The following is a 14,025-nucleotide window of genomic DNA, read 5'->3' as shown; positions in this document are numbered from 1 at the left end:
GTGGAAAGCCTGTCGATACCTGTTGGCCGCCAACCTCGCGAAGCGGGCCCGCCGGGGGATGTCCCGGCGGGCCCGCGTCGACTCGTCCTGCCTAGATCTTCGGCAGCGCCACGTCCGTCACCGTGGCTGCGCCGGCCTTGACCTTCGTCTGCCGGAACTGCGGCTGGAACCCGTTGGCGGCGACGGTGACCACCAGCGGGTTGTACCCCTTGTCCAGCCACAGCCGGTAATGGCCGTGCGCGTCGGTCTTCAGGGTGTACGACACCTCACCGCACACTCCGTTGTGGACCATCGTGCAGACCTGCACGGTGGCGTTCGCGATCGGCGCGCCCGACGCGGCGTCGGTCACGTCACCCGAGAGCTCGCCCCACGCCTTGGGCGGCGCGGCCTGCAGCGAGACGGGCAGGGCCGCCACGGCGTACGGCGAATCGGTGTCGATCGCGATCGTCGCCGTGTACTTGCCCGGCTGGGTGACCTTGCCCGAGTCGACCGTCACCGCGACCTTGGCCGTGGCGCCGGGGGCGAGGTCCAGCTGCGTGCCCGCCTCCGACAGCCAAGCGGCGTCGTCGTCACCGCACTGGTCGTAGCCCGGCAGCGCCGCCGTCGTGCGCAGGGCCGGCACGAACGAACCGACCTGGTACAGCGCACACGCACCGCGGCCGCCGCCGTAGTACTCCTGCGGCAGGTCCGGCAGCGACGACCACCTGTCGCTCACCGGGTCGTACTCGATGGTGTGCGCGGTCTCCCCCAGCGGCGAGGTGACCCCGCCGTCGCCGGTGAACCCGCCGGCGAGCTGCAGCCGGCCGTTCGCCCCGCTGTAGGCCATCTGCGAGACCTGGTACGGCGCGTCGGCCACCTTCGTCCACGTCGTGGCTCCCGGCTTGACCACGTAGGCCGACTTGATGCTCGTGCCGCCCGCGACGTAGCCGCCCGCACACACGAGTTCACTGTGGACACCCGCGCAGGCCGCGTCGCTTTCGGCTTCGGGGTAGTCGGGCAGGGCTGACCAGGCGTTGTGCGCCGGGTCGTAGACGTACGCCGACTTCACCGGGTCCTTGCCGCACACGCTCGCACAGCCGCCGACCACGTACAGCTTCCCGCCGAGGGTGGCCGCCGTGGCGCCGTAGAGCTTCGCCGGCAGGTCCGCCGCCCGCGACCACGTGTCCGTCTGCGGGTGGTAGGCGTACGTCGTGGCCAGGACCCCGGTCATCCCGGCTCCGCCGACGACGTACAGCGAGCCGTTCAGGACCGCCGCCGCGCCGCGCATCACCGGTTCCGGCAGGTCCGCGATGGACGACCAGGCCGCGGTGACCGGGTCGTACACGTAGCTGCGGGCCGACGGCGAGAGCATGTGCATGGGCATGCCGCCCGCGCTGTAGACCTTGCCCTGGTACGCCCCGAGCGCGCTTTCGTAGGTGAACTCGGGGACGTTCGCCATCGGCTGCCAGCCGGCGGCCGCCGACGGGTCGACCGCGGTGAACCCGGTGGCGTGCTCGCCGAGCGACACGTGCACCGGCGCCGTGCCGGAGTTGGTGAGCTTCACCGTCTGGGTCGCGACCTGCCCCATCGTCTTGCTGACGGCGAGGCCCGCCGAACCGACGGCCAGCTGCCCGGCCTTCATCTTGACGTCCAGGCGCGCCACGGAGTTCAGCGCGGTGGTCGTCTTCAACGCCGGCGACGCGTAGCGCGGATAGCTCGCGGTGTACTGGTGCGCGCCGGTGGTGTCGAACAGCTCGTAGAAGCCGTCGGACAGTGCCGCGTCGTCCGGCGTGGGCGCGCTGACCGCCGAGCGGGCCGAGTCCGCCACCGTGACGTCGTTCAGCGGCTGACCGGTGTTGGCGTCGGTGACCACACCCGCGACCAGGCCACCGTCGCTCGCCGAGCACGAGCCGACGACGACATCGTCGAGTTCGGCGAGCGAGTCGCCGTCACCGCGGAAGTGGAACCGCACGCGTGCCGAGTCCTGGCCCGCGGCCTGCGGCAGCGGAATCGACACCGTGGTCTGCACGACGTCGGTGCTCTGGTGCCACAGCGAGGTCCACGTGGTGCCGCCGTCGAGCGAAAGGTCGGCGCCCAGCTCGCTGTCCCCGGCGGGCAGGTACAGGCCGCCGAACGACAGCACCGGTGCCTTGTCACCGGTCAGGTCGAGGACCGGTGAGGTGAACGTGGTGTCCTCCGCCTTGCCACCGCGGGTGATCGGGCTGGCGATCGCGTAGTTGCCGGTGCCGATGAAGTTGAACAGCTCGTTGCCGTCGTCGAACGTCCACCCGGCCGACGCCGGATCGGCGTTGGTGACGGTCCACCCGTCCTTCGGGGTGGCGCCGGTCCAGCCGTCGAAACGCGTCAGTGCGGCGTGGCCGTAGCCGAGGGCGGTGCACGCGTCCGGGTCCATCGCGGCGGTGAAGTCCTGCCGGACGGCGGAATCGCCGACGCTCACCTTCGGGTCGAGCTGCCGGTAACCGGGCAGGACCGGGCTGACGTGCAGCTGGTAGTCCGCGCCCTGCGGCAGGTCGACTTGGTAGCGGCCCGAGAACGGGTCGGTGTAGACGGCGCCGCCGGGGTAGCCGTCGATGGTGATCTTCGCGTACAACGGCCAGCCGTGGCCGGAGCCGTCGGTGACGGTGCCCGAGACGGCCTGCGTGGCGATCTTCACGATCGCGTAGTCGGCCGTGACTTTCTGGTCGTCCACAATGGACAGTGCGCCGCTGCCGGGCTCGTAGCCGAACCGGGTCACCTGGACCTGGTAGGAGTCGGCGGCGACGGCGAGGTGGTAGCCGCCCTGCGCGTCGGTCGTCGCGTGGTAGACGTTGCCGGTCACCTGGCCCGTCGCGGTCACCGTGGCGCCCGTGATCGCCGCGCCGGTGGAGTCGCGGACGTGTCCGTCGACTGTCCCTTGTGGAGTGTAGGCGAGCGTGCCGACGCCGTGCGGCGAGCCGAGGCCGGTCGGGCCGTCCCAGCCGGGACCGGCGGTGCACAGCACGGTGCCGCACGCGCCGTTGGTGCCGCCGGTGACGTCGTAGAGGTCGTTGCCGTGGTTGAAGTACGGGTAGGTCGCCGGGTTCGTGCCCGGCCGCGGGTCGCCGGCCAGCGCGTACATCGCGGCGATCAGCGGCGAGGACAGGCTGGTGCCGCCCACCTGGCCCCAGCCGCCGGTCTTACCGGTGTCGTAGACGGCGAAACCGCTCGCCGGGTCGGCGACGGCGGAGACGTCGGCGAGGGCGCGGTTCGCGCACCCGGTCGCCACGTCCTGCTGGTAGGCGGGCTTCGCCTCGTACCGGGAACAGCCCGAGCCGGCGTCGGACCAGGCCTGCTCGCTCCAGCCGCGCGGGTTGGCGGGGTCGTGGTAGAGGTTCGTGCCGCCGGCCGCGACGACGTCCGGGTTCGCGGCGGGCCAGTCCTGGTTGCCGTAGGCGTGGTCACCGGTGGAGGCGACCATCGCGACACCCGGCACGCTGTAGTGGGAGTCGAGGGTGCCCTGTTCCGGGTCCTCGCCGTCGATGCCGTAGGAGTTCGAGACGAACTTCGCGCCGAGCTTCACCGCGGTGTCCACGGCCAGGACGATGTCGTACGGGCTCGTCGAATCCGCTTCCACGAGCAGGATGTGGCACGCCGGGCAGGCGGCCGACACGGCGTCGAGGTCGAGGGAGGTCTCCTGCGCCCAGCCGTCGTCGTCGGCGGGGAAGGCGGTGCCGCCGCGCTGGTCGGCCTTGCGGAAGCAGCCGTTGTCCGTGGTGCAGGCGGGCAGCCCGAACTGCGCGCGGTACACGGCCAGGTCGGCCTCGGCGTGCGAGTCGCCGAGGGCGTCGACGATGGCGACGGTTTTGCCCGCGCCACCGTCGGGCAAGTTGTAGGCGGCCCGGATGTCGGCCGGGCCGAGCGAGTCCGGCAGGGGAGCGCCGGTGCTGGCGAGCGGGCGCAGGTCCTGGCCCGCCTTGAGCAGCGAGTTGCAGGTCACGGTGAACGGCTTCGGCTTGGCCGGGTTGCAGCCGGTCGGCGCGTAGAGCGCCTTCGGCGGCTGCGCGGCGGGCTTGCCGGTGCTCGCCTGAGTGGCGTTGGCGGTGGCCGCGGGCTTCGCGTCCCCGGAGGTGGCGGCCGCGCCGGGCGCCGTGACCCCGGCGGCGATGCTCGCCTGGTGACTGTCGAGTGGGGTGGTGCCGGTGACCAGTGCCAAGCCGAGACAGCCGGCGAGCACCGGGATTGCGAGCGCCAGCAGGCGCCCCCGGGGGACTCTCAAGGGGGAATCCTTTCCGTTCGGGCCGGAGCTCAGAGGGGTTCGTACCCCGCGGGCAGATCGCGCCCGGCCGCGCGGCCGGACCGGTCACCGGGCCGCGGGGCGGCGTCGGCGGGGTCCGGGGTGGAGGGATGGGGAGCCGTTTCCGCGGCGGGCTCGGCCGGCACGGTGCCGGTCTCGGTGGGGCAGTCCACCGGGCGGTCACCGCCGGGTCGCGTCGCGTTCACCGGCGAAGTATCGGGCCGCGAGCGCCGAGTTCGCGATTGGGCGGATGACCTAATCTGCGTTCGCGGGCCGGGTGGCGGGCTTGATCCCCGCCTGCGTGGCGCTGACCGCGAGCGCCGTGCGTGAGCTGACGTGGTGCTTGCGCATCGCCGAGTTCAGCTGCGCCGCGACGGTCTTCGGAGACCGGGAGAGCTCCCGCGCGATCTCCGGGTTGGTCAGGCCCGTCAGCAGCAGCCGCACGACCTCCAGCTCCCGCGGCGAAAGCTGGTCGCCGTAGCCGCGGCGGCCGCCGCGCCACACGGCCGCGGCGGCGCCGTGCTCGCGCTGGGTGGCGCGGACGCGGTCGGCCGCCGCGCCCGCACCGAGGGCCTCGAACCCTTGCAGCACTTCGCCGAGCAGCGCCAGCCCCGCCTCCCGGGAGTCCTCGAGCAGGCACGCGGCTTCGCGTTCGCGCGCCAGCAACGCGTCGTACGGCCGTGGCAGCGCTTCCCACGCGGCGGCGGCGGCCGCCCACGCAGTGGGGTCATCCCGCGCCAGCAACGCCCGGCAGACCAGCGCCGCGGCGGCGACCGTGGCCCCGCTGCGGCTCGCGGCGAACTCGGTGGCCAGCCGCTCGGCATCAAGACTGCGCCCGGCGGCCAGCAGCGCTTCCACGCGGACCGGCGCCAGCTCCCGCGCCCACAGCCAGATCTGCTTGCGCGCCACCACGGCCATCGGCTCCTCGGTGACCTCCAGGGCCTCGGCGACCCGGCCGGCCGCGAGGTGCAGCCGGGCGAGCGCGGCGGCGGGCTCCAGGGGCATGTCGGCGATCCCGCGCTCGCGGGCTTCGCCGAGCACGAGCGTCAGCTTCCGCTCGACGCCGGGGTCCGGCGCGGTCGCCGCCTGCAGCAGCGCGCCCACCAGCGTCGTGTCGAGCTGGATCAGGGGTTCTTCCACGAGGTCGGCGAACTCGGCGACGCGTTCGGCGAGCCCGTGCCACGCACCGGTGAGCCAGTCGAGGCGGATGAGCGTCGTGAGGGTCATGTCGCGCAGGCGTTGCAGCCCGTGCCGCTCGGCCAGCTCGACGGCGCGGGTCAGCTTCGCGCGGGCCTCGCCGTAGCGGCCCCAGTGCAGGGCCGCGTCCCCGAAGTTCAACAGCCCGCGGGTGATCTGCAGCGCGTCGGCCGCGTCGTCTTCGGGGACGGTCGCGGCGACGGCCCAGCCCGCCTCGTCGCCCATCTCCAGCAACGCCGTGGCGCGGTCGACGGTGAACGACAGCCGTTCGGCCTCCGGGACGGCCGAGGTGACGACGGTTTCGGCGCGGTCGAGCCATTCGCGGTGCGCCTGGGCGGACCACGTCGTGCCGGCGGGCCGGCCGAGCACCGACATCGCGTGCGCGGCCGCGACCGGGTTGTCGGCCAGGTCGGGAATCGCGCGGGCCAGCTCGGCGGCGCCCGCCGTGTAGTCACCGGCGTGCATCAGCAACCGGCCGAGCTGGCTGCGGATCTCGGCGCGCTCGCGGCGTTCGAGCACCGCGCTCTCCAGCACGCGGCGCACGGTGCGCACGAGGTCGACGCGGCCGAGGTACCCGGTGAACGCGAACAGCGGCGTCTTGCGCGCCAGCCGCGCCACCGCCGCCGGGGGCAGCCCGGGTTCGGCGAGCAGGCCGTGCAGGAACAACGCGGCGGTGTGGTGGTCGCCGGACGCGAGCGCGAGGTCCGCCGCGCGTTCGGCGTACTCGCACCACTTCGCCGTCTCGCCCGCTTCGCGGAAGTGGTGCGCCAGCACGTCGATCGGCGCGGGGTCGCGGGCGGACAGGGCCTTGCCCGCCCGCCGGTGCAGTGCGCGTCGTTCACGTCCGCCGATGCCGTCGTACACGGCCCTGGCCGCGAGCAGGTGCCGGAACGCCAGCAGTCCCCGGTCGTCCTCGACGAGCAGGCCGCTGCGCGCGGCTTCGTCGATCGCGTGCCCGGCCCGGTCGGCCGGCAGCCCGCTGACTTCGGTGACGTCTTCCTCCGTCGCGGGCGTCGACAGCACGGCGCACGCTTTGAGCGCCGCCTGCGCGTCGGGCGTGAGACGGACGAGCCGCTCGGCCACGGCGTCGCGGATCGTCGGCGGCACGGCGATCTCGTCGAGCGAGCGGCGGATCCACTCACCGCCCTGGCGGATCAGGTCGGCGCGGTCGCGCAGCAGCCGGACCAGCTCCTCGAGCGCGAAGGGGATCCCCTCGGTGTGCCGGTGCAGGAGCCGCGCGAACGGCTCGGACACGCGCTCGTCACCCAGCATCGACGACACCAGGTCCGCGGTCTGCGTCACGTCGAGCGCGCCGAGGGTGATGCGCGGGTAGCGCGACGACAGCCGCAGCAGCAGGCTGTCGTCGCCCACCTCGCCGGGCCGGTAGGTCAGCACGAGGGCGGGCCGCCGTTCCTGGCGCGCGGCGAGGAAGAGCAGGAACTCCAGGGTCGTCTCGTCGGCCCAGTGCACGTCCTCGACCACGAGCACGCCGACGTCCAGCCGGTCGAGGACCTCGGCGAGCGCGCGCAGGAGCCGGTGGCGGGCCGCGCCGGCGTCGGCGAGGCCCTCCGGCGCCGGCGGCAGGTCCCACTCGGGGAAGAGCGGGCGCAGGGTGCCGGCGAGCGGGCTCAGGCCGAGGCCGGCGACGCCCGGCCGGGCTTGGCGGAGGGCGTCGACGACCGGGCCGAGGGTGAGGGCTTCCCGCAGCGGCGGGCAGCGGGCGACGAGCACGCCGTCCCCCGGGAGGAGCTCCCGGACGAGCCGGCTCTTGCCGATGCCGGCTTCGCCCGAGACGAGCACGACTCCCGGGTCGCCGAGGGCGGCGGTCAGGCGGCCGAGCTCGTGGTCACGGCCGATGAGGCGGGGCGTGCCGACGGCGGTGAGGTCAGGCGCGTCAGCCGTCACCCGTCCCCTCCCGTTCACCAGAAGCCCGGTGTCCCTGCCGAGGATTCTTGGTGGCTGACGCCCCGGCAGGCAAGCTTTCTGGGTCGCGGTTCACGTGCTCGTCGCCCGGTCCGGACAAAACCGACAGCTGACGGAGTTACTCCGGTTCCGGCCGTGCCCGGTGCGAACCCCCTGGCGACAGAGCGGCGACGCGCAGCAGCGTCAGCGCCTGTTTGGCGGCCAGGGTGAACAGCCCCATGGTGATCTCCGGCTGGCCGAACACGACGAGCAGGAGTGACCCTTCGACGGGGAAGACGCAGACGTAGCCGGAGCTGCCTTCGAACATCGCGCAGCGCGATTCGCCGATGCCGGCCTGCGCGGTGAACTGCGCCGCGAGCCCGGTCGCCGCCGCGGACATCGCGGCGACGCTGTCGGGTTCGATGGTCTCCGTGTCATTGGCCAGGACGAGGCCGTCGTGGGTGGCCACGAGCAGCCCGGCCACCTGGTCGACCTGCTCGCGGATCTTGCGCAGCGCCTCGATGGTCTGGTCGGAGTCGAGCGTCGGGCGCTTCATCGTCCGGTCCGGTGTCGAGCCGGGGTTCGCCGGCGACGGGGTGCGTACCGGCAGTGGGGTGCGGAAGGGCTGGCTGTGGGTGTCGGCACTCGTCATACGGACAGGCTGGTCTCGATGCGCTTGAGGCTGTGCCGGGCGAGCGCGAGGTTGGCTCGTTCGCGGTCGAGGACGAGGTAGAGGAACAGGGTGGAGTTGCCGCGGGCCGACAGCGGCCGGATCACGTGGTACTGGCGGTGGAGGGTGATGAGGATGTCCTCGATACTGTCGTCGAGCCCGAGGGACGACATCACGCGCAGTTTCGCCCGGACGACTTCGGTGTTGCCGGCCGCCGCGATGTCCAGGTCGAGCCAGTCGCCACCGCCCAGGGAACCGAGGGACATCCCGCTGTCGTAGTCGACGAGCGTCGCGCCGACGGCGCCGGGAATGTTCATCGCTTCTTTCAACGCCAAGTCGATCGTCATGAAAAGCCGTCCTCCAGTGAGCGAACACGTGCTATGTCCGCAATCGACCGGTCGGGGACTCGGCTTGGTCCATCCGGCGGGGTCGATCGCGCAGGCATGTGACGTTATGTGTCCGCGGCAGTTTCACGTACGGCCGTTCGGAGCAACTTTCATTTCAGCTCGTGACTTGTTCGCAGGTGTTCCAATATGTTTCGGAATTCATTTTCGCGATTCGCGCTCAGATGAGCGTCGAATGCGAATCTGCAATTTGCAGTTCGCAAATAGCGTGCGCCAGTTCGGTGGGATGAGTGAGCGGCAGCAGGTGGTTCGCCCTCGCGATCGTCGTGACGCGGGCGGCCGGCAACGCGGCCGCCAGACGGGCGATCAGCCGGTGCGTCGGGCCGGGGCTGGCCGCGCCCTGGACGAGCAGCGCCGGCACGGTGATGCGGGCCGGGTCGGGCGGGGTCCACCGGCCGATGGCGGGGACTTCGTTGGTGAAGAAGAACTCCGCGTCGCGTTCGGCGCGAGCGAGTCCCTCCTCGCCGAGGACGTCGGTGAGGACCCCGCGGTAGCCGGGGCCGCAGACGACGGCGTTGAACGTGTCGAACGCCGCCGCGATGTCGCCGCGGGCGGCGGCGGCCATGGCCCCGCCCAGTGCCGGGCCGATCGTGCTCCGCACTTCGGGCAGGTCGGCCGGGTCCAGGAGCTCGTCGATCAGCGGTGGCTCGGACAGCACCAGGCGGGCCACGAGATCCGGCCGGTCGAGCGCGAGCTGGAGTGCGATCGCGCAGCCGGAGGAGTGGCTGACCACGGTGGCCGGCCCGGTGTCCAGCCGGTCGAGCAGGGCGGCGGCGTGCGCCGCGTGCCCGGTCAGCTCGATCGGTTCGCGCGGGACCTCGCCGCCGGTGTACCCCGCGCGCAGCATCCGGATGACCCGGCCGGGCAGGTGCCCGGCCAGCGGCTCGAACCACGCCCCGAACACACCCGCGTGCACGAGCAGGGTCGCGTCGCCGGTTCCGGTGTCCGTGTAGCCGATGGTGACGCCGTCGATCGTCGTCTCTCTCATCGCTCGTCCTTTCAGTCCGCGTAGAGCCGGATCTCGATGCCGTCGGGGTCGTGCAGCCCGACCAGCACTTTTCCGCCGCCGTGGCCGGTCACGACGCCGCCGTGGGGTTCGCCCGCCTCGTCGAGAGCGGCCTTCCAGGTCTCGACGTCCGCCCGGGACGGCACCAGCAGGGCCAGGGCGTCGAAGCCGGACAGCGCTTTGGCGCGGGCGGGGTCGTGGCGCAGCGCGAGCTGCGGCGAGCACCCATCGCGGCGCAGGGCGACACCCCGGACTTCGCCGTCTTCGGTGAACTCGATGGCGACCTCGAAGCCCAGGACGCGCTCGTACCAGGCACAGCTGCGGGCGACGTCGCTCACGGGGAGTTTCAGGTGGTGGATGCCGGCGATCTCCATGGCGACCCCGATTCGTTGTAGTCCAACTCTAGAGTTAGAGTGCAACGTGTGACCGAGAACGTCAAGCCCCGCGCGGCCCGCACCCGGGCGACCCGCCGGCGCATCGTCGAGGCGGCCGGCGCACTGTTCGTCGCCGACGGCTACACGGCCACCACGCTCGACCAGATCGCGTCCCGGGCCGAAGTGGCCGTGCAGACGGTGTACTTCCACTTCGGCAACAAGCGGACACTGCTCAAAGAGGCTGTCGACCTCGCCGTCGTCGGGGACGACGCGCCGGTCGGCATCCTCGGCCGGCCCTGGCTGGAGGAGGCCGCCGCCGAGCGGGAGCCGCGGCGGGTGATCGAGCTCTGGACGGCGTACGGGCGCGGCATCGTGGCGCGGATCGGCCCGATCATGCGGGTGGTCCGCGACGCGGCCGTCGTCGACGCCGACATGGCCGCCCAGTGGACGGCGAACATGGCCGAGACCGCGACGGCGTTCCGCGTGCTGGCCGAGCAGCTCGAGAACCTGTCCGCGCTGCGCGTACCGGTGGACGAAGCCGTGGACGTCCTGTGCGCGCTGTCGGGGCTCGAGATGTACCTGGTGCTGGCCGACCGAGGCTGGACACCCGAGCGGTGGGAACGCTTCGTCGTCGACTCGCTCGCCCACGCACTGCTCGATCACCCGGACACTGAGACAACCTAAATGACCTATGCCCGATCCCGGGATTCTCACGTAGCGTGGGAATCCCTGTCGTCGACGTTTGCGAGGTCCGGATGGAAAACGCCGCTACCCCCAACGAGATGCCCGCCAGCGGCCTGCTGCTCGGCGTGGAGACGCTGACGGCCGCGGTGGACCGGGGCAAGGCCAATGGCGCGGTGGCCGACAACGACGGCAACGATTAGCCGTTGTCCCGTTCCGTGACGGAGATTCCCGGACTGGCCGGCCTCGTGGCTCCGCTCGAGGCCGGCCAGTTCTTCGAAGACGTACTGGGGAAGGCGCCGCGGCGGTTCCCGGGGGAGAAGGGCCGGTTCGCCGAGCTCCTCCCGTGGCCGGAGCTGGACCGGGTGCTGCGGCAGCACCGCCTGGAGTTCCCCCGGCTGCGCCTCGCGCTCGACGGCGACGTCGTGCCCGCGCACACCTACACCGAGATGGTGTCGACCCGGCGCAACGGTCTCGTGCCGCGCGTGCTGTCGGCGCCCTTCGCCGAACACCTGCGCGCCGGGGCGACGCTCGTCGTCGACTCGGTCAACGAGCTGGTCGACGGGGTCGGGGAGCTGGCGAGCCGGCTGGAGCACGACCTGCGCGAGCGGATCCAGGTCAACCTGTACGCGGGCTGGGGCACCACGCACGGCTTCGACGTGCACTGGGACGACCACGACGCGTTCATCATCCAGCTCTCCGGGCGCAAGCGCTGGCGCCTGCACGGCGTCACCCGGCGCTCGCCGCTGCAGCGCGACGTCGAGCTACCGGAACGCCCGGAGGGCGAGCCGCACGAGGACTTCCTGCTGGAAGACGGCGATGTCCTCTACCTGCCGCGCGGGCACTGGCACGACGTGTCCGCCGTCGGTGAGGAGTCCTTGCACCTGACGATCGGGTTCAACGCCGCGACCGGCGTGGACCTGGTGGCGTGGCTGGCCGACCAGCTGCGTTCCGACGAGCTGTTCCGGGCGGACCTGCCCCGGTTCGCCGGGCCCGAGGTTCGGGCCGAGCGGGCCGAGGAGTTGCGCCGCCGGCTCGCCGAGCTGGCCGCCGGGGACGTCGTCGACCGCTTCCTGGCCGACCGCGACGCGCAGGCTCCCGCGCAGACCCGCGTCGGCCTGCCGTGGGCGGCGACGGCGGAGCTGCTGCCGCCGGACGACGACTTCGAGGTCCGGCTGCTCGCCCCGCGCGCCGCGCTGGTGGACGGCGAGGGCACCGCGGCCCTGGTCGGCGCGGGGAAGCGCCTGGTCTTCGCGGCTCCCGCGCGGCCCGTGCTGGCCGCGTTGCTGGGGGGTGCTCCACAGCCGTTCAAGGTGCTGGCCGACGCCGCGCCGGGCGTGGACCGGGCCACCGTCCGGGCGCTGCTGGGCGAGCTGGTCACCCAGGGGCTCGTGGCGAGAGCGTGACGTGACGCCGTGCCGGCTCGGTGACCGCTCACCGCACGATCGGGTGTGGTGGTCGCCGAGCCGGTCACATCAGGGGGGTTGACGCTCGGGTATTCGGGTACGCTTAGGCATGCCTAAGTCAGGGTTCATGGCTGAGGCGGGAATCTGCTCTCCCGGCCGGACCGCGGTGCCCGCGTGCGCCGCGTTGACCCGCGAGCTCGGTGGCGAGCCCGCCGGGACCGCCGCGCGCATGACGTCCTGGCTGCTCATCGAGCAGCCGGGTTCCTGGGCGCCCGACGCGCTCGAAGACGTGCTGGCCGAAGCGCTGCCCGCCGGGCAGCTCGACGCCGCCCGGGACGCCGGTCTCCGGCCCCTCCTCATCCGCAAGCCCGGCCGGCACGCGCGGGTCCCGGGCGCCCCGCGGGCGGTCTACGTCGCCAGCGGCCGGCCGGGGCACCGCTGGCTCGAACGGCTCGACGTCGCCGACCTCGGCGAGCTCGCCCACCTCGATCTCGAAGCCGTCGCCGCGGGCCGCCGCGGGCACGGTGAGCCGGTGTCCGGCCCGCTCTTCCTCGTCTGCACGCACGGCAGCAAGGACATGTGCTGCGCGGTCTTCGGGCGCCCGGTGGTGACCGGGCTGGCGCAGAACCACCCCGGCCAGGTCTGGGAGGTCAGCCACGTCGGCGGCGACCGCTGGGCCGGCAACCTGCTGACGGTGCCCGACGGCTACCTCCACGGCAGCCTCGCGGTGACCGAGGCCGAGCTCGTCGCCAAGGAAGCGCTGAGCGGGAACGTCCGCCTGGAACACCTCCGCGGCCGGACGTCGGCGGAGAGCCCGTGGGCGCAGTTCGCCGAGATCGAGATCCGCGGCCGCACCGGCCTGCGCGGGCTCGACGCCGTGCTGGCGACCGACGAGGAACCCGGCGGCGACGTCCGGAAGGTACTGGTGACCGGGGGAGCCCGGCGGTACGAGGTCGTCGTCCGCCGGCTGCCGTCGATCGCGTCCGGGCACAGCCGCTGCTCCGCGCGGGTCGTGCTGGCCGGGTTCGAGGTCGAGTCGGTCCGCGAGGTCTGAGGTCCGCGGCTTCCGGGACCCGTCCCCGGACCTTCGCGGTACAACGGCCCCGCGGTGTCGTCGCACGGCCCCGCGGGAGGAGCGCTCATGGGGCCGGGACGCCGACGGCGTGCCATCCGCGACGCGGCCGGCGCCGCCGGGCTCGGAACGGTCGTCCGCATCCACCGGAAGCACAGCGCCGTGGCGAACGCACTGTGGTTCCTGGTCGTGCCGGGCGCCATCGCCGCCGCGATCGCGACGATCATCCTCCGCTCCGAAGACTCCACGATCTGGCAATGGCCCCTGCTCGGCTGGAGCGCGCTCGTGGGACTGGCCGTTCTCGTCGCGCACTTCGGCCCGGTGCCCGGCGGGCGGCACTGGGTCGCCGTGGCCGAGCGGGGCGTGGTGGTCTGGCAACGCGACGCGGGGTGGACCGCGACCTGGGCGGAGACGCCGCAGCTGGACGAAGGCTCCATGTGCGGTGCACGCGACCTCGAGGCCGCGCGGTTCCGGCGCGCTCCGGTGGGCGCCTGGACGCCGCGGCGGATCACGAGCTTGACCGTGCTCACCTTGTTCACCGTCGCCGCCGTCGGGTTCACCGCCGTGCCGATCGCGCGGAACTACCTGGTCGGCGACGTGCCGGCGAAGGCCGGCCAGCTGAACCGGCTGTGCGACGGCGGCCGCGCGTTCGGCCAGGCTGCCGCCTACGCCGGTCCCGCGCCGCACCCGGTCGTGGTGTTCGCCGAAGGATCTTCGCGGTACGCATCGGATCCGAAGGGCGAGGCGGCCTCGGTGCAGCTGGTCGGGTGCGTCGTCGTCACCGGCGGCGACCTGGTCAAGCAGTGCGACTACGAGGACGGCTACCGGACGGAGCGCTACCGCGGCCGGTACCGGGTGGACGTCGTCGAGGCGCGGACCGGTCGGTCGGTCGGTTCGTTCCCCGTCGAGGGCGGGAAGCTCGGCTCCGGCTGCGGGGAGCGGCTCTTCGTGCCGTCGTCCGAAACCGGCCACAAGGTGCGAAAGGACTACGACCTCCCGGACGAGGAGAACCTCGGCGCGCACCTGGCCGGGTTCGTCGGCGGTGCCCCGCGCTGAGCGGG

Annotated in this window: 12 protein-coding genes; 5 read left to right on the top strand and 7 right to left on the bottom strand. The window is 72.9% G+C overall.

Annotated features, from left to right (window positions below; all coding sequences use genetic code 11):
- Positions 1-91: 91 nt before the first annotated feature.
- The 7 genes from AB0C38_RS42700 to AB0C38_RS42670 form a co-directional block, all read right to left on the bottom strand.
- The gene (locus tag AB0C38_RS42700) at positions 92-4,234 is read right to left on the bottom strand and encodes a carboxypeptidase regulatory-like domain-containing protein (RefSeq protein WP_360684861.1); all 4,143 of its coding nucleotides are present in this window, start codon (positions 4,232-4,234) and stop codon (positions 92-94) included.
- Positions 4,235-4,263: 29 nt separating this feature from the next.
- Complete coding sequence (locus tag AB0C38_RS42695; RefSeq protein WP_360684858.1) at positions 4,264-4,458, bottom strand: hypothetical protein; 195 nt, start codon at positions 4,456-4,458, stop codon at positions 4,264-4,266.
- A gap of 49 nt (positions 4,459-4,507) precedes the next feature.
- Complete coding sequence (locus AB0C38_RS42690) at positions 4,508-7,354, bottom strand: AAA family ATPase (RefSeq protein WP_360684855.1); 2,847 nt, start codon at positions 7,352-7,354, stop codon at positions 4,508-4,510.
- 136 nt (positions 7,355-7,490) lie between these two features.
- Entirely contained in the window at positions 7,491-8,003 is a 513-nt protein-coding gene (locus tag AB0C38_RS42685; protein ID WP_360684853.1) for a roadblock/LC7 domain-containing protein, read from the bottom strand.
- Positions 8,000-8,368 (bottom strand): hypothetical protein, encoded by a 369-nt coding sequence (locus AB0C38_RS42680; protein ID WP_284741551.1) that lies wholly within the window; start codon positions 8,366-8,368, stop codon positions 8,000-8,002. Before AB0C38_RS42680 ends, AB0C38_RS42685 begins: the two co-directional genes overlap by 4 nt.
- A 217-nt stretch (positions 8,369-8,585) precedes the next feature.
- A complete protein-coding gene (locus tag AB0C38_RS42675; protein ID WP_360684849.1) occupies positions 8,586-9,413 on the bottom strand; it encodes an alpha/beta hydrolase in 828 nt (275 codons plus the stop codon).
- A gap of 11 nt (positions 9,414-9,424) precedes the next feature.
- Positions 9,425-9,805, bottom strand: a complete 381-nt coding sequence (locus AB0C38_RS42670; protein WP_360684846.1) for a VOC family protein — start codon at positions 9,803-9,805, stop codon at positions 9,425-9,427.
- A 48-nt stretch (positions 9,806-9,853) separates the two neighbouring features.
- Between AB0C38_RS42670 and AB0C38_RS42665 the strand changes: the two genes are divergently transcribed.
- The 5 genes from AB0C38_RS42665 (at position 9,854) to AB0C38_RS42645 (ending at position 14,020) form a co-directional block, all read left to right on the top strand.
- The gene (locus AB0C38_RS42665) at positions 9,854-10,489 is read left to right on the top strand and encodes a helix-turn-helix domain-containing protein (RefSeq protein WP_360684843.1); all 636 of its coding nucleotides are present in this window, start codon (positions 9,854-9,856) and stop codon (positions 10,487-10,489) included.
- A 35-nt stretch (positions 10,490-10,524) separates the two neighbouring features.
- A complete protein-coding gene (locus AB0C38_RS42660) occupies positions 10,525-10,689 on the top strand; it encodes a hypothetical protein (RefSeq protein ID WP_360684840.1) in 165 nt (54 codons plus the stop codon).
- Positions 10,690-10,692: 3 nt separating this feature from the next.
- A complete protein-coding gene (locus AB0C38_RS42655) occupies positions 10,693-11,892 on the top strand; it encodes a cupin domain-containing protein (protein WP_360684837.1) in 1,200 nt (399 codons plus the stop codon).
- Between the two features lie 127 nt (positions 11,893-12,019).
- Positions 12,020-12,946 (top strand): sucrase ferredoxin, encoded by a 927-nt coding sequence (locus tag AB0C38_RS42650; RefSeq protein WP_360684834.1) that lies wholly within the window; start codon positions 12,020-12,022, stop codon positions 12,944-12,946.
- Between the two features lie 87 nt (positions 12,947-13,033).
- Complete coding sequence (locus AB0C38_RS42645; RefSeq protein WP_360684831.1) at positions 13,034-14,020, top strand: hypothetical protein; 987 nt, start codon at positions 13,034-13,036, stop codon at positions 14,018-14,020.
- Positions 14,021-14,025: the final 5 nt, after the last annotated feature.

The sequence above is a fragment of the Amycolatopsis sp. NPDC048633 genome (genome assembly GCF_040650695.1).
GTDB lineage: Bacteria > Actinomycetota > Actinomycetes > Mycobacteriales > Pseudonocardiaceae > Amycolatopsis.
This window is presented reverse-complemented; position numbering and strand designations above follow the sequence as displayed.

What these genes read in the sequence shown, in the direction of transcription:
- AB0C38_RS42670 (WP_360684846.1), bottom strand. Translation starts at nt 9,805, where the DNA reads ATGGAGATCGCCGGCATCCACCACCTGAAACTCCCCGTGAGCGACGTC.
- AB0C38_RS42650 (WP_360684834.1), top strand. Translation starts at nt 12,020, where the DNA reads ATGGCTGAGGCGGGAATCTGCTCTCCCGGCCGGACCGCGGTGCCCGCG.
- AB0C38_RS42680 (WP_284741551.1), bottom strand. Translation starts at nt 8,368, where the DNA reads ATGACGATCGACTTGGCGTTGAAAGAAGCGATGAACATTCCCGGCGCC.
- AB0C38_RS42645 (WP_360684831.1), top strand. Translation starts at nt 13,034, where the DNA reads ATGGGGCCGGGACGCCGACGGCGTGCCATCCGCGACGCGGCCGGCGCC.
- AB0C38_RS42675 (WP_360684849.1), bottom strand. Translation starts at nt 9,413, where the DNA reads ATGAGAGAGACGACGATCGACGGCGTCACCATCGGCTACACGGACACC.
- AB0C38_RS42685 (WP_360684853.1), bottom strand. Translation starts at nt 8,003, where the DNA reads ATGACGAGTGCCGACACCCACAGCCAGCCCTTCCGCACCCCACTGCCG.